This is a genomic window from Streptomyces sp. NPDC038213 (assembly GCF_055600495.1).
Genome location: NZ_JBVJYM010000002.1, coordinates 445,366 through 459,468 on the forward strand (window position 1 = coordinate 445,366; position 14,103 = coordinate 459,468).

The window sequence follows — 14,103 nt, forward strand, 5'->3', positions numbered from 1 at the left end:
ATGGGACTCACCATCGGCGTCGACATCGGCGGCACGAAGATCGCGGCCGGAGTGGTCGACGAAGAGGGCACCATCCTGGAGACGTACAAGGTGCCCACCCCGCCGACCCCCGAAGGCGTGACCGAGGCGATCTGCACCGCCGTCGCCCAGGTCAGCAGCGGCCACACCATCGAGGCCGTCGGCATCGGCGCCGCGGGCTACGTGGACGACAAGCGCGCCACCGTGCTCTTCGCCCCCAACATCAACTGGCGCCACGAGCCGCTCAAGGACAAGGTCGAGCAGCGCATCGGCCTCCCCGTCGTGGTCGAGAACGACGCCAACTGCGCCGCCTGGGGCGAGTACCGCTTCGGCGCCGGCCAGGGCCACGAGGACGTCATCTGCATCACGCTGGGCACCGGCCTGGGCGGCGGCATCATCATCGGCAACAAGCTGCGCCGCGGCCGCTTCGGCGTCGCCGCCGAGTTCGGCCACGTCCGCGTGGTCCCGGACGGGCTGCTGTGCGGCTGCGGCAGCCAGGGCTGCTGGGAGCAGTACGCCTCCGGCCGCGCCCTGGTCCGGTACGCCAGGCAGCGCGCCGGCGCCACCCCCGAGCGGGCCGGGATCCTCCTCGGGCTCGGCGACGGCACCCCCGAGGGCATCGACGGCAAGCACATCAGCGCCGCCGCCCGGCAGGGCGACCCGGTCGCCGTCGACTCCTTCCGCGAGCTGGCCCGCTGGGCCGGCGCGGGCCTGGCCGACCTGGCCTCCCTCTTCGACCCCTCGGCCTTCATCGTCGGCGGCGGGGTCTCCGACGAGGGCGAGCTCGTCCTCGAACCGATCCGCAAGTCCTTCCGGCGCTGGCTGATCGGCTCCCAGTACCGGCCCCACGCCCAGGTGCTCGCCGCCCAGCTCGGCGGCAAGGCCGGGCTCGTCGGCGCGGCCGACCTGGCCCGCCAGGGCTGAACCGGCCGCCGGACCGCGCTCCCGTTTCTGCGCAGCTGCCCGCCGCGCCCCCCTGTGGGTGCGGCGGGCAGCTGCCTATGTTGGGGGCCATGGATGCCATGGAGCTGCCCGACTCCCGTACCGAAGCCGACGGTTCCGCCGTGATCCGGGTGCTGAGCTACAACGTCCGGTCCCTGCGCGACGACGAGGACGCGCTCGCCCGGGTGATCAGCGCCTGCGCCCCCGACCTGGTCCTCGTCCAGGAGGCCCCGATCTTCTTCCGCTGGCGCAAGCACGCCGCCCGGCTCGCCTCGAAGGCCGGGCTCGTGGTGCTGGGCGGGGGCGGCACGGCCGCCGGCCCCCTCCTGATGTGCTCCCTGCGGGCCCGCGTCGAGCGCACCGAGGACGTCCTGCTCCCGAAGCGGCCCGGACTGCACCGCCGGGGCTTCGCCACCGCCGTGGTCGGCTTCGCCGGGGCCCGCGTCGGCGTGCTCAGCGCCCACCTGTCCCTCCAGGCCGAGGAGCGGTACGCGCAGGCGGGCCTGCTGCTCGACCGGCTCCGCGCCCTGGACGCCCCGTACGCCGTGGCCGCCGGGGACATCAACGACGAGCCCGGCGGGGCGGCCTTCCGGCGCCTCGCCGGGGAGCTCCAGGACTGCCGGTCCGTACGCCCCTGGGGTACGGACCCCACCTGGCCGGCCCCGGCTCCGCGCAAGCGGATCGACGCGGTGTTCGCCACCGCGGGCGCCGAGGTGCTGGGCTGCGGGGTGCCCGCCCCGGAACTGCTGCCGGGACTGGACCCGGAAGACCTGAGGGCGGCCTCGGACCACCTCCCGGTCCTGGCCGCCCTCCGGCTTCCGGCCGCCTGACCTGCGCGAGCAGGCCGGCGGCCAGTGGTTCTAGACGACTGCTCCGCGACCCGGGTCGTCGAAGCCGTCCTCCTCGTCGTCGTGCTGCATGCGGGCGATCAGGGTGGCGAAGCCGCCCAGGAAGCCGCCCACGCCCAGTGTGGTGAGCCACCAGGTCATGTCCCATTGGAACAGCACCGCCAGCAGGAGCAGCACCGGACCGCCCACCACCGCGAGCCAGGCGAACTTCGTCGTGGTGTCGGCCTCCGGCAGCGGGGGCGGCTCCGGGGGCACGAAGTGCCCCTCCTCGCCGTCCTCGTCCGGGGGCTCGGCCAGCGAGTGGTCCCGCGGGCCCGTGCCCACGCCCACGCCCGGGGCGAAGACCACCGAGCTGCCCAGCGGCGGCCTGGCCGCGCTCCCCGGGTCGGCGGACTCCTCGCCCCCGCGCCCGGTCTTCTCCTGCGTCGTCCCCTGCGGTTTCTCCCCGCCCTTCTCGCCCGCGGGCTCCCCGCCCGCGCCCGTACCGGCACCGCCCGGCAGGACGTTCACGTCCTCCTCGGGCAGCAGCAGGTCCTCGACGGGCTTGAAGGGCTTGGAGCCCGGCGGGTCCGCCGGCTCCTCCCCGTAACCCGCGACGATGGCGGCCCACGCCGCTTCCTCGTCGAGCGGTTCACCGCTCCCCGAAGCCTGGGGATCGCGGTCCTCGTGCTCAGCCACCGGTGGCCGTCCCCTCCTTGCCGACGCTCGGCGCGAGCCGGCCGACGAATGCGTAACTGTCCTCGAAGATGCGCTCTGCATCATGGTCCAACGTCGCGACGTGGTAGCTGTGTTCCAGCAGGGTCTCCGTCACGTCGGTGGAGGAGATCCGGCTGAGCACCCGCGCCGAGTCGGCCGGCGGCACCACGTGGTCCTGCGGGCTGTGCAGCAGCAGCACCGGCTGCGTGACCTGGGGCAGCTCCGTGTCCACGAGCCTCAGGAACGTGCGCAGCGAGTGCGCGGCGCGGGTCGGCACCCGGTCGTACCCGACCTCCTCCACGCCCGGCTTCGCGATATCGCTGGCGATGCCCGGGGTGGACCGTATGAAGTGCTTGGCGACCGGGAGGGCCACGGCCAGCGGGTCGTGCACCTTGTTGGCCGGGTTCACCACCACGATCCCGCTGATGGCGTCGCCGTACTTCGCGGCCAGCCGCAGGGTCAGCGCCCCGCCCATCGACAGCCCGAAGACGAACACCTGCCCGCACCGGTCCCGCAGCTCGCGCAGCGCCCGGTCCACCTCGGCGTACCAGTCCTCCCAGCCCGTGAGCTGCATGTCCTGCCAGCGGGTGCCGTGCCCCGGCAGCAGGGGCAGGGAGACCGTCAGCCCGCGCTCGGCCAGGAACTCGGCCCAGGGGCGCAGGGACTGGGGCGAGCCGGTGAAGCCGTGGCAGAGGAGGACGCCCACCTCTCCGCCCTCGTGGCGGAACGGCTCGGCTCCAGGGAGGACGGGCACCAGGATCTCCTGTTCGATCAGATGGATGAGGGGGTGCGCTCAGTGTGTACTTCACGGTACGCGACCGGACCGGCACCGACCAGGGCCGTCACGGCGGCTCGGGCCCGCCGCGCCCCCCTGGCGGGCGGGAGCGCAGGCCCGCCAGGGGTTAAGGTCTGTTCGACAGACACAGGAAGGCATTCGAGTTGATCTACGGCGCAATGAAGTTCTCCATCGGGGGATCCCTGAAGCTCGCCTTCAGGCCCTGGGTGGAGGGCCTCGAGAACATTCCCGCCGAGGGGCCGGCGATCCTCGCGAGCAACCACCTGTCCTTCTCGGACTCCTTCTTCCTGCCTGCCGTACTCGACCGGAAGGTGACCTTCATCGCGAAGGCCGAGTACTTCACCTCCCCGGGGGTCAAGGGCAAGCTGACGGCCGCCTTCTTCAAGGGCGTGGGCCAGCTCCCCGTGGACCGCTCGGGGGCCCGCGGCGCGGGTGAGGCGGCCATCAGGAGCGGTATCGAGGTCATCGAGCGCGGCGAGCTCTTCGGCATCTACCCCGAGGGCACCCGCTCGCCCGACGGCCGGCTCTACCGGGGCAAGCCCGGCGGCCTGGCCCGGGTGGCCCTGGCCACCGGCGCCCCCGTGATCCCCGTGGCGATGATCGACACGGAGAAGATCCAGCCGCCCGGCAAGGTGGTCCCCAAGCTCATGCGCCCCGGCATCCGGATCGGCAAGCCGCTCGACTTCAGCCGCTACCAGGGCATGGACGGCGACCGCTTCATCCTGCGCTCGGTGACCGACGAGGTCATGTACGAGATCATGAAGCTCTCGGGGCAGGAGTACGTGGACATCTACGCCACGGCCGCCAAGCGCCAGATCGCCGACGCCGAGAAGGCCGCGAAGGCGGAGAAGGCGGAACTCGAAAAGGCCGAGAAGGCCGAGAAGGCGGAAAAGGCCGAGAAGGCCGACAAGGCTGCCGGGTCTGCGCAGGCCGGCGACGCGGAGGCTGCGGACCGCTAGGTCCGCTGTGGCCCGTACGGGTCTGGGGGTGGGGATGGCCAAGCGCGAGCGGGTCGTGCGCATGTCGGTCGAGCAGCCGCTGTGGCGTGCGCTGACCGCCTACCGCGTGCTGACGCTGGTGTACGCGGTGCTGCTGTTCGCCTCCGCCTACCGGGAGTTCGTCCGCCCGTGGGTGGCGGTGGGCTACCTCGCCGTACTCGCGGTGTGGACCCTGGCCACCCTGTCCCGGGTCTCCGGTGCGGCGGCCTGCACCCGGCGCTTCCTCGCGGCCGACCTCTCCCTCGCGGTCACGGGCATCCTGCTGACCCCGGTGGTGGACTCGGCCGAGCGGATCGCCGCGGGCGGCCCGACCCTGCCCTCGATCTGGACGGCCGGCTCCGTGCTGGCCTTCGCGATCAAGGGCGGCTGGCGCTGGGCCCTGGCGGCCTCCACCCTCGTCGCGGTGGCCAACGTGGCCCAGCGCGGGGAGGTCACCCGGGACACCGTCCACAACGTGCTCCTGGTCTGGGTCGCCTCCATCGCCATCGGGTACGTGGTCGAGGTGGCCCGCGCCAGTGAGGCCACCCTCGCCCGGGCCCTGGAGATCGAGGCCGCCACCCGCGAGCGGGAGCGGCTGGCCCGGGACATCCACGACGGGGTGCTCCAGGTCCTCGCCATGGTCCAGCGCAAGGGCACCGCCCTCGGCGGCGAGGCCGCGGAGCTGGGCCGGATGGCCGGGGAGCAGGAGGTGGCGCTGCGCACGCTGGTCTCCAGCGGGCTGGTGCCCGCGTCCCGGATCTCGCGGGACGCGGCCCGAGGCGCCTTCGTCACGGCCGTGGACGTTCCCGATGCGGAGGCCGCGGAGGCAGCGGAGTCCGCCGAGCTGGACCTGCGGGCCCTGCTGGCCCCGTACGCCGGCCAGAGGGTGAGCTTCGCCGAGCCCGGCGCCCCCGTGGTGCTGCCCGCCCGGGCCGCCCGGGAGCTGGCGGCGGCGGTCGGTGCGGCCCTCGACAACGTCCGGCGGCACGCGGGCGAGGGGGCCGGGGCGTGGATCCTGGTCGAGGACTGGCCGGACGAGGTGATCGTCACGGTCCGCGACGACGGCCCGGGCATCCCGGCGGGCCGGCTGGCCCAGGCCGAGGGGGAGGGCCGGCTCGGGGTGGCCCAGTCGATCCGGGGCCGGCTGCGGGACCTGGGCGGCACGGCCGACCTGGTCTCCGTACCGGGGCAGGGAACAGAAGTGGAGCTGAAGGTTCCGAAGGGGGACGCACGATGAGCGGCGAGAGCACGGCGGCAGGGAGCCCGATCAGGGTGATGGTCGTGGACGACCACCCGATGTGGCGGGACGCGGTCGCCCGCGACCTGGCCGCCGCGGGCTTCGACGTGGCGGCCACCGCCGGGGACGGCCCCCAGGCCGTGCGCCGGGCCCAGGCGGTCGGCCCCGACGTCCTGGTCCTCGACCTGAACCTGCCCGGGATGCCCGGGGCGCAGGTCTGCAAGGAGCTGGTGGGCGCGAACCCGGCCCTGCGGGTGCTGGTGCTCTCCGCCAGCGGCGAGCACGCCGACGTGCTGGAGGCCGTCAAGTCCGGGGCCACCGGCTACCTGCTCAAGTCCGCGGGCGCCGAGGAGCTCATCGACGCGGTCCGCCGGACGGCCGCCGGGGACCCGGTGTTCACCCCCGGGCTGGCCGGGCTGGTGCTCGGCGAGTACCGGCGGCTGGCCACGGACCCGGCCCCCGCCGCCCCCGACCTGCCCAAGGCCCCGCAGCTGACCGACCGCGAGACCGAGGTGCTGCGGCTGGTCGCCAAGGGCCTGTCGTACAAGCAGATCGCCGAGCGGCTCGTGATCTCCCACCGCACGGTCCAGAACCACGTGCAGAACACCCTCGGCAAGCTCCAGCTGCACAACCGGGTGGAACTGGTGCGGTACGCGATAGAACGCGGTCTTGACGACGCCTAGTTCCCCGTACGAGTGAACGGGCCTGCGCAACGACCCGTAATTCCACCGGAATTACCCCTTCACCCCCGTCCGGTGTGACCCGCGTCACCACTAGCGTGGCCGCCGTGCGGGCCCGGCGCCCCGGGCCCCGTGGCGAAGGGACGATTCCATGAAGGTCGGAGTGCTGACCGGCGGCGGAGACTGCCCCGGGCTCAACGCGGTCATCCGCGCGGTGGTGCGCAAGGGTGTCCAGGAGTACGGGTACGAGTTCACCGGCTTCCGGGACGGCTGGCGCGGCCCCCTCGAAGGGGACACCACCGCCCTCGACATCCCGGCCGTCCGCGGGATCCTGCCCCGCGGCGGCACCATCCTCGGCTCCTCGCGCACCAACCCCCTCAAGGTCCCGGACGGCATCCGCCGCATCAAGGAGAACCTCGCCAAGCACGAGGTCTCGGCCCTGATCGCGATCGGCGGCGAGGGCACCCTCGGCGTGGCCGCCCAGCTGTACGGGGAGTACGGCGTGCCCTGCGTCGGCGTGCCGAAGACCATCGACAACGACCTCTCGGCCACCGACTACACCTTCGGCTTCGACACCGCGGTCGGCATCGCCACCGAGGCCATCGACCGGCTGCACACCACCGCCGAGTCCCACATGCGGGTCCTCGTCGTCGAGGTCATGGGCCGCCACGCCGGCTGGATCGCCCTGCACTCCGGCCTGGCCGGCGGCGCGAACGCCATCCTCATCCCCGAGCAGCGCTTCGACGTGGAGAAGGTCTGCGCCTGGGTGGCCTCCCGCTTCAGGGCGAGCTACGCGCCGATCGTGGTCGTCGCCGAGGGGGCCGTGCCCAAGGACGGGGACATGGTCCTCAAGGACGGCACCCTCGACTCCTTCGGGCACGTCCGGCTGTCGGGCGTGGGGGAGTGGCTGGCCAAGGAGATCGAGTCCCGGACGGGCAAGGAGGCCCGTACCAGCGTGCTCGGGCACGTCCAGCGCGGCGGCACCCCCAGCGCCTTCGACCGCTGGCTCGCCACCCGCTTCGGGCTGCACGCCATCGACGCGGTCCGGGACGGGGACTACGGGAAGATGGTCGCCCTGCGCGGCACCGACGTGGTCCGGGTCCCGATCGCCGAGGCCACGGCCCGCCTGAAGACCGTGGACCCCGCGCTCTACGCCGAGGCGGGCGTCTTCTTCGGCTAGGCCGTCTCTTCCGGACCTTGGCGGTCCCCTCCCCCTGCCCCGCCCCGGGGCGCAGACGCGGACCATGGCCCGTATCGTGACAAAAGGTCCATGGTCCGTGATCGGCGGGAAGCGGGTGCAAGCGTGGAGATCCTGGCATTCGGTGTGACGGCCGACGAGAAGCCGCTCCTGGAGAAGGCCTTCGAGGGCGTCCACGAGGTCCGCTGCCTGGAGGTCTTCCTCAGCGAGGACACCGCCCCCATCGCCGCCGGCTACGAGGTGGTCAGCGCCAGCGTCAACGCCGACCTCGGCGCGCGGGTCCTGCGCACCCTCCACGCGGGCGGCACCCGGATGATCGCCCAGCGCTCCACCGGCTTCAACAACGTCGACCTGCCCGTGGCCCGGCAGCTCGGCCTCACGGTCAGCCGGGTCTCGTACTACTCGCCGTACTCCGTGGCCGAGTTCGCCTGGACCCTCGCCATGGCCGTGAACCGGCGGATCGTGCGCGCCTCCAACCGCACCCGCGACTTCGACTTCCGCCTCAACGGGCTCCTCGGCCGCGATATGCACGGCCGCACCGCCGGGGTCCTCGGCACCGGGAAGATCGGCGAGGCCTTCGCCCGGATCGCCCACGGCTTCGGCATGGAGCTGCTCGGCTGGGACACGGCCGAGAACCCGGCGTGCGTGGAGCTGGGCATGAAGTACGTGGCGTACGAGGACAAGGAGCAGCTGCTCGCCGCCGCTGACCTGGTCAGCCTGCACGTACCGCTGCTGGACGCCACCCACCACCTCATCGACGCCGCGGCCCTGCGCGCGATGAAGGACGACGCCATCCTGGTGAACTCCAGCCGCGGCGGGCTCGTCGACACCGAGGCCCTGGTCACCGAGCTGCGGGCGGGCCGCTTCACCGGGGTGGGGCTGGACGTGTACGAGGCCGAGGCGGGGGTCTTCTTCCTCGACAAGTCCCTGGAGGCGGTCGAGGACGACACCCTGGCCCGGCTGATCAGCTTCCCCAACGTGCTCGTCACCTCCCACCAGGCGTACTACACGCACGACGCGGTCGGCCAGATCATCGACACCACCGCCGCCAACGTGGCCGACTACCTCGCCGGCCGCCGCTCGGAGAACACCCTCTCCCCGGCCGTGTGACGTTCGCCGGGCGTTCAGCGGCGGCCCCTACGGTCGCGGTGTGCAGATACCCGACTGGCTCCGCTGGACCCTCGCCGTCTGGGGCGCGCTGCTCGCCGCCGGCACCCTCGACCACCTGCTCCGCGCCCTGCGCGCGGCCCCCGGCCGCGGCCGCGCCCACCGGGCGGCGGAGGCCGGGGACTGGGCGGGCTCCGCCGCCTTCGCCCTGGGGCTGGCCGCCGAGTCCCTGCCCGCCGCGGCCGCGGGGCTCGCCGCGTACGCCGTGCTGGCCGTCCGGCGGCGGCTCGCGGACCGGGCCCCGGCCGGCCGGCCCGGCCCTACGCCGTCCGGGTGGCCGCCGGGCGGATCACCGCCAGCAGCTCGCGGAGCAGGTCCACGCCCTGGAGGGTGAGCACCGACTCCGGGTGGAACTGCACCCCCGCGAACCCGCGGGCCGAGCGCAGCGCGTGCACCTCCCCGCTGTCCGGGTCCCGGGAGACCTCCACCCCGTGCAGCGCCAGCCCGGCCGCCGCCTCCTCGTCGCAGGAGGCCGTGAAGGTGTTGTAGAAGCCGACCGTCCGGTCCCTTCCGAAGAGCCGGACGGTGGTCTGGGCGCCCTGGGCCGGCTCCGCCTTGCGCACCAGCGGCAGCCCCAGCTCCGCGGCGATCAGCTCGTGGCCCAGGCACACCCCCAGCAGGCCGTGCCGGTGCGAGGCCAGCAGCTCCGCCGCCAGCGGGCGCAGCAGCCGCATCCGCGGATCGGCGGGGTCCTGCGGATCGCCGGGCCCCGGGCCCAGGACCACCGGGCCCCCGTGGGAGAGCGCCGCCTCCCGCAGCCCCGGCTCGTCGTACCGGCGGACGGTGACCTCCAGCCCGGCGGCCCGCAGCACGTGCGCCAGCATCGCCGTGAAGGTGTCCTCCGCGTCGATCACCAGCGCGTGCCCGTCCGGCGCCACCGCCTCCTGGTCCTGCATCCGCAGCCAGAACGGCGCCAGCCCGTCCCGCCGCGCGGCGAGCGCCGCCTGCACCCGCGGGTCCCCGGCCAGCCGCGGCCGGTCCGCCGCAGGCTGCGCCGCCCCCGGCCGCACGCCCAGGGCCGCCAGCACCGCGGCCGCCTTGGCGTGGGTCTCGGCCACCTCCCCGGCGGGGTCGGAGTGCCGCACGAGGGTGGCGCCCACCGGGACCTTCAGGCGGCCGTCCGGGGCGATGTCGGCCGTGCGGATCAGGATGGGGGAGTCCAGCGTCTGCGCCCCGGAGGAGTCGTGCCCGAGCAGGGCCAGCGCCCCGGCGTAGTACCCGCGGCCCGCGCCGCCGGGGCCCGCGGGTTCGTGCCGCTCGATGACCCGGCAGGCGTTCTGCACCGGGGATCCGGTGACGGTGGCCGCGAACATGGTCTCGCGGAGCACCTCGCGCACGTCCAGCGAGGACCGGCCGCGCAGCTCGTACTCGGTGTGCGCCAGATGGGACATCTCCTTCAGGCGGGGGCCGACCACCACCCCGCCGCGGTCCCCGACCGTGCACATCATCTTCAGCTCCTCGTCGACCACCATCGACAGCTCCTCGGTCTCCTTGCGGTCGCCGAGGAAGTCGAGGAGGGACTCGGCGGTGGGGCCGCCCGGGGGGTAGCGGTACGTGCCGCTGATCGGGTTCATGACCACCGTCCCCCCGGACATCCGGACGTGGACCTCGGGGCTGGCGCCGACCAGGGTCCGCTCCCCGGTGTGGACCACGTACGTCCAGTACGCCCCCCGCTCGGCCGTCAGCAGCCGCCGGAAGAGGGCCAGCGCGTCGGCGGGGCCGTACCCGGGGATCTCGCCGGTGTACGTGCGGCGGATGACGAAGTTCGCCCCCTCGCCGCGGCCGATCTCCTCCTCCAGCACCCGGCGGACGATCCGCGCGTACTCCCCGTCCGACACGTCGAACCCGCCGCCCTCGACCCGCACCGCACGCCCGGGCAGCGCCTCCAGCACGGAGCCGAGCGGCAGCTCGTACCGCTCCGCGGCCACCAGCACGCTCAGCGGGGTGCCGTCGTCGCGCACGTCGAACCCGCGCTCGCGGATCTGGCGGAAGGGGATCAGGGCCAGGGTGCCGAGCTCCCCGATCGGGATCCCGGCCAGCAGCCCGGCCTCGTGGACCGGGCCGAGCAGCAGCTCGACGGTGTCGTGGCCGCGGCCGGGGGTGCGGCGGCGCAGCAGGGCGAAGGGCGGGCAGCCGGGCTCGGTGAGCCGGGCGAGCAGGGCAGCGGTGTCGCCGACGGGCATGGCGGGGGTTCCTTCCGGTGAAGAGGAGAGGAACGGCCCCGTACATGCAGGAAGGCCGCCCCTCGGGCGGCCTTCGCGTCAGTTTCGGGAACGCGCAGTCAGTGGGCCGCCGGGAGAGCGGTCCACCACCAGTTCTGGTCGGAGTGCGCGTACATGGCGGCGATCGTAGCCCACGGGAGCCGCCACGGAAGGGTTACCGACCGGTCATGAGAACTCCGTCTCACAAGGCGGGCACCGGAGAATCCGGCTCCGGCGAACCCGTACTGTTGTCTGCGTGACCGTGAACGCAGAAACCCACGCCCTCGCCGCCAAGGCGACCTGGCGAGACCTTCCCGCGGCGCAGCAGCCTTCGTACCCCGATGCCGAGGCCCTGCGCGCTGTCGTCGCGGACCTCGAGTCGTATCCTCCGCTCGTCTTCGCGGGCGAGTGCGACCAGCTGCGCGCCCGCCTGGGAGCCGTCGCCAAGGGCGAGGCGTTCCTGCTGCAGGGCGGCGACTGCGCCGAGGCCTTCGACGCCGTGTCGGCCGACCACATCCGGGCCAAGCTGAAGACGCTGCTCCAGATGAGCGCCGTCCTCACCTACGCCGCCTCGGTGCCGGTGGTCAAGATCGGCCGGATCGCCGGCCAGTACTCCAAGCCCCGTTCGAAGGACACCGAGACCCGCGACGGAGTCACCCTCCCGACGTACCGCGGCGACTCCGTCAACGGCTTCGACTTCACCTCCGAGGCCCGCGTCCCGGACCCCGAGCGGCTGAAGCGGATGTACCACGCCTCGTCCTCGACGCTGAACCTGGTGCGCGCCTTCACCACCGGCGGGTACGCCGACCTGCGCCAGGTGCACGCCTGGAACCAGGACTTCGTGAAGTCCTCGCCGTCCGGTCAGCGGTACGAGCAGCTCGCCCGCGAGATCGACAACGCCCTCAACTTCATGAAGGCGTGCGGCACCGACCCGGCCGAGTTCAAGGCGGTCGAGTTCTACGCCTCCCACGAGGCCCTGCTGCTCGACTACGAGTCGGCGCTGACCCGCACGGACTCCCGCACGGGCAAGCTCTACGACACCTCGGGCCACATGGTCTGGATCGGCGAGCGCACCCGGCAGCTGGACCACGCGCACATCGAGTTCTGCTCGCAGATCGCCAACCCGATCGGCATCAAGCTCGGCCCCACCACCAGCGTGGACGAGGCGCTCACCTACATCGACCGCCTCGACCCGGACCGCGAGCCGGGCCGCCTGACCTTCATCGTCCGCATGGGCGCCGACAAGGTCCGCGACAAGCTCCCCGAGCTGGTCGAGAAGGTCACGGCCTCCGGCGCCACCGTCGCCTGGGTCACCGACCCGATGCACGGCAACACCTTCGAGGCGGCCTCCGGCCACAAGACCCGCCGCTTCGACGACGTGCTCGACGAGGTCAAGGGCTTCTTCGAGGTCCACAAGGCCCTGGGCACCCACCCGGGCGGCATCCACGTGGAGCTCACCGGCGACGACGTCACCGAGTGCGTGGGCGGCGGCGACGAGATCTTCGTCGACGACCTGCACCAGCGCTACGAGACCGCCTGCGACCCGCGGCTCAACCGCAGCCAGTCCCTGGACCTGGCCTTCCTGGTCGCCGAGATGTACCGGGACCAGTAGCGATCAGTAGGTAGGTACCTACGAGTGTGGGGCGCGGATCGATGTGATCCGCGCCCCACAGTCGTTGACGGGGCTTTTAGGCCAGGGCCCCGGCGGGTAAGGTTAGGTTAGCCTCACCGAAAGACGGGAAGGCGCCACCGAATCCTGCCCGGGAGGTGAACCGCGTGTACGTCTGCTCTTGTTTCGGGATCACCGACAAGCAGGTCAAGGACCACGCGGAGGCGGGTGCCTGCACCCCCCGCCAGATCGCCTCGGCCACGAAGGCGGGCACGGACTGCGGATCCTGCGTCCGCGCCATCCAGGGCATCCTCGGCCGGGGAGCCTGCCCGCGCCGCCGCCTGCTGGACCAGGACGCCGCCGCGCAGGTGCTCGTCGCCGAGACGGAGCTCGCGGAAGCCGCCTGAGGCGCTCCGCGGCGTACGGGCCGGCCCGCTGCTAGCTGGGCTGCTCGATCAGCTGGGACAGGTACAGGGCCTCGCCCAGGGTCTCGATGAGCTCCAGCTGGGTGTCGAGGTAGTCGATGTGGTGCTCCTCGTCGGCGAGGATCTCCTCGAAGAGGTTGGCCGAGGTGAAGTCGCCCTTGCCCCGCATGACCTCGATACCGCGCTTGAGGCGGTCGATGGCCTCGACCTCCACCTGCCGGTCGGCCTGGAACATCTCGGTGATGGTCTGGCCCACGCGGACGTGGAAGAGGCGCTGGTAGTTCGGCAGCCCGTCGAGCATCAGGATGCGCTCGGTGATCTTGTCCGCGTGCTTCATCTCGTCGATGGATTCTTCGCGGGTGTACTTGGCGAGCTTCGTCCAGCCCTTGTTGTCCTGGATGCGGTAGTGCAGCCAGTACTGGTTGATCGCCGTGAGCTCACCGGTGAGCTGTTCGTTCAGAAACTCGAGGACCTCGGGGTCGCCCTGCATCGCAGAGGCTCCTTCCAAGCGGCAAGAGACCGGGTAGTGCGCGCATCCTTGCACCGCTTCAGGAGGCCGTCCAGTAAGTGCCTCCTTAGTAGGAGATGCTGGTAGTTGCCCTGAATCGGGGCCAACCTGGTCATGACCACCCCGGCCAGTCTGTCACCATGGAGTCATGGGTCAGCCGGAAAGCCGGGAATCTCCGGGAGCAGAGCAGCTGGAGCTCCCGCCGGGGCAGCGGCTCCAGCGCGGATGGCCCGTCACCCACTACGGTCCTGTACCCAAGTTCAAGCCGGACCGCTGGGAGTTCAGGGTCTTCGGGGCCACCGCCGACGGCGAGAAGCACTGCTGGAACCACGAGGAGTTCGCGGCCCTCCCCTTCTCCTCGGTCCTCGCCGACCTCCACTGCGTGACGAAGTTCAGCATGGTCGGCGCCGAATGGGGCGGCGTCCTCGCCCGCACCGTCCTGGAGAAGGCCCCGCCGGCCCCGGGCGTCACCCACGTCATGGTCTGGGCCGAGTACGGCTTCAGCTCCAACATGCGCCTGGCCGACTTCGCCTCGGAGCGCACGGTCTTCGCCACCCACCAGGGCGGCGAGCCCCTCACCGCCGAACACGGCTTCCCGCTGCGGCTGGTGGTCCCGCACCTGTACGCGTGGAAGGGCCCCAAGTGGGTCCGCGGGGTGGAGTACATGACCGCCGACCGCCGCGGCTTCTGGGAGGAGCGCGGCTACCACAACATCGGCGACCCCTGGCGAGAGCAGCGCTTCTCGTACCAGGAGGAGCCGGGCGACGGCCCGGAGCTCTAGGCCGTCCCTCTCCGTCCGTC

16 protein-coding genes are annotated in these 14,103 nt (G+C 72.6%); 11 read left to right on the forward strand and 5 right to left on the reverse strand.

Annotated features, from left to right (window positions below; translation table 11 throughout):
* Together ACZ7JZ_RS04710 and ACZ7JZ_RS04715 are read left to right on the forward strand one after the other, a co-directional pair.
* Nucleotides 1–942, forward strand: a complete 942-nt coding sequence (locus tag ACZ7JZ_RS04710; RefSeq protein ID WP_470933147.1) for an ROK family glucokinase — start codon at nucleotides 1–3, stop codon at nucleotides 940–942.
* Nucleotides 943–1,031: 89 nt separating this feature from the next.
* On the forward strand, nucleotides 1,032–1,790 hold the full coding sequence (locus tag ACZ7JZ_RS04715; protein ID WP_470933149.1) for an endonuclease/exonuclease/phosphatase family protein: 759 nt from the start codon (nucleotides 1,032–1,034) through the stop codon (nucleotides 1,788–1,790).
* A 30-nt stretch (nucleotides 1,791–1,820) separates the two neighbouring features.
* Here ACZ7JZ_RS04715 and ACZ7JZ_RS04720 read toward each other — a convergent pair whose 3' ends face one another.
* Nucleotides 1,821–2,486: a hypothetical protein gene (locus ACZ7JZ_RS04720; RefSeq protein WP_470933151.1), complete on the reverse strand. Its 666-nt coding sequence runs from the start codon at nucleotides 2,484–2,486 to the stop codon at nucleotides 1,821–1,823.
* Entirely contained in the window at nucleotides 2,479–3,258 is a 780-nt protein-coding gene (locus tag ACZ7JZ_RS04725; RefSeq protein WP_470933153.1) for an alpha/beta hydrolase, read from the reverse strand. Before ACZ7JZ_RS04725 ends, ACZ7JZ_RS04720 begins: the two co-directional genes overlap by 8 nt.
* A gap of 200 nt (nucleotides 3,259–3,458) precedes the next feature.
* Between ACZ7JZ_RS04725 and ACZ7JZ_RS04730 the strand changes: the two genes are divergently transcribed.
* From ACZ7JZ_RS04730 to ACZ7JZ_RS04755, 6 genes are all read left to right on the forward strand, one after another.
* Nucleotides 3,459–4,259 (forward strand): lysophospholipid acyltransferase family protein, encoded by an 801-nt coding sequence (locus ACZ7JZ_RS04730; protein WP_470933411.1) that lies wholly within the window; start codon nucleotides 3,459–3,461, stop codon nucleotides 4,257–4,259.
* A gap of 34 nt (nucleotides 4,260–4,293) precedes the next feature.
* Nucleotides 4,294–5,514, forward strand: coding sequence for a MacS family sensor histidine kinase (gene macS, locus ACZ7JZ_RS04735; RefSeq protein WP_470933155.1), 1,221 nt, complete (start codon nucleotides 4,294–4,296; stop codon nucleotides 5,512–5,514).
* Nucleotides 5,511–6,197, forward strand: coding sequence for a response regulator (locus tag ACZ7JZ_RS04740; RefSeq protein WP_470933157.1), 687 nt, complete (start codon nucleotides 5,511–5,513; stop codon nucleotides 6,195–6,197). The genes macS and ACZ7JZ_RS04740 overlap by 4 nt, the downstream gene beginning before the upstream one ends.
* A gap of 148 nt (nucleotides 6,198–6,345) precedes the next feature.
* Complete coding sequence (locus tag ACZ7JZ_RS04745) at nucleotides 6,346–7,374, forward strand: 6-phosphofructokinase (protein ID WP_470933159.1); 1,029 nt, start codon at nucleotides 6,346–6,348, stop codon at nucleotides 7,372–7,374.
* Nucleotides 7,375–7,497: 123 nt separating this feature from the next.
* Nucleotides 7,498–8,502, forward strand: coding sequence for a 2-hydroxyacid dehydrogenase (locus tag ACZ7JZ_RS04750; RefSeq protein ID WP_470933161.1), 1,005 nt, complete (start codon nucleotides 7,498–7,500; stop codon nucleotides 8,500–8,502).
* A gap of 40 nt (nucleotides 8,503–8,542) precedes the next feature.
* A complete protein-coding gene (locus ACZ7JZ_RS04755) occupies nucleotides 8,543–8,893 on the forward strand; it encodes a hypothetical protein (protein WP_470933163.1) in 351 nt (116 codons plus the stop codon).
* On the opposite strand, the gene ACZ7JZ_RS04760 is transcribed toward ACZ7JZ_RS04755, so the two are convergent.
* Both ACZ7JZ_RS04760 and ACZ7JZ_RS04765 read right to left on the reverse strand, forming a co-directional pair.
* The gene (locus tag ACZ7JZ_RS04760) at nucleotides 8,820–10,742 is read right to left on the reverse strand and encodes an anthranilate synthase family protein (protein WP_470933165.1); all 1,923 of its coding nucleotides are present in this window, start codon (nucleotides 10,740–10,742) and stop codon (nucleotides 8,820–8,822) included. The genes ACZ7JZ_RS04755 and ACZ7JZ_RS04760 overlap by 74 nt on opposite strands.
* Before the next feature lie 98 nt (nucleotides 10,743–10,840).
* Nucleotides 10,841–10,897, reverse strand: a complete 57-nt coding sequence (locus tag ACZ7JZ_RS04765; RefSeq protein ID WP_470933413.1) for a trp operon leader peptide — start codon at nucleotides 10,895–10,897, stop codon at nucleotides 10,841–10,843.
* 119 nt (nucleotides 10,898–11,016) lie between these two features.
* On the opposite strand from ACZ7JZ_RS04765, the gene ACZ7JZ_RS04770 reads away from it, so the two are divergent.
* Nucleotides 11,017–12,372, forward strand: a complete 1,356-nt coding sequence (locus ACZ7JZ_RS04770; RefSeq protein ID WP_470933167.1) for a class II 3-deoxy-7-phosphoheptulonate synthase — start codon at nucleotides 11,017–11,019, stop codon at nucleotides 12,370–12,372.
* Nucleotides 12,373–12,527: 155 nt separating this feature from the next.
* Nucleotides 12,528–12,776 carry a (2Fe-2S)-binding protein gene (locus tag ACZ7JZ_RS04775; protein ID WP_470933169.1) on the forward strand — a complete coding sequence of 83 codons (249 nt, stop codon included), beginning with the start codon at nucleotides 12,528–12,530 and terminating at the stop codon, nucleotides 12,774–12,776.
* Between the two features lie 31 nt (nucleotides 12,777–12,807).
* Here ACZ7JZ_RS04775 and bfr read toward each other — a convergent pair whose 3' ends face one another.
* The gene (gene bfr / locus ACZ7JZ_RS04780) at nucleotides 12,808–13,284 is read right to left on the reverse strand and encodes a bacterioferritin (RefSeq protein ID WP_470933171.1); all 477 of its coding nucleotides are present in this window, start codon (nucleotides 13,282–13,284) and stop codon (nucleotides 12,808–12,810) included.
* A 166-nt stretch (nucleotides 13,285–13,450) separates the two neighbouring features.
* Between bfr and ACZ7JZ_RS04785 the strand changes: the two genes are divergently transcribed.
* Complete coding sequence (locus ACZ7JZ_RS04785) at nucleotides 13,451–14,083, forward strand: sulfite oxidase-like oxidoreductase (RefSeq protein ID WP_470933173.1); 633 nt, start codon at nucleotides 13,451–13,453, stop codon at nucleotides 14,081–14,083.
* The last annotated feature ends 20 nt before the right edge of the window (nucleotides 14,084–14,103 follow it).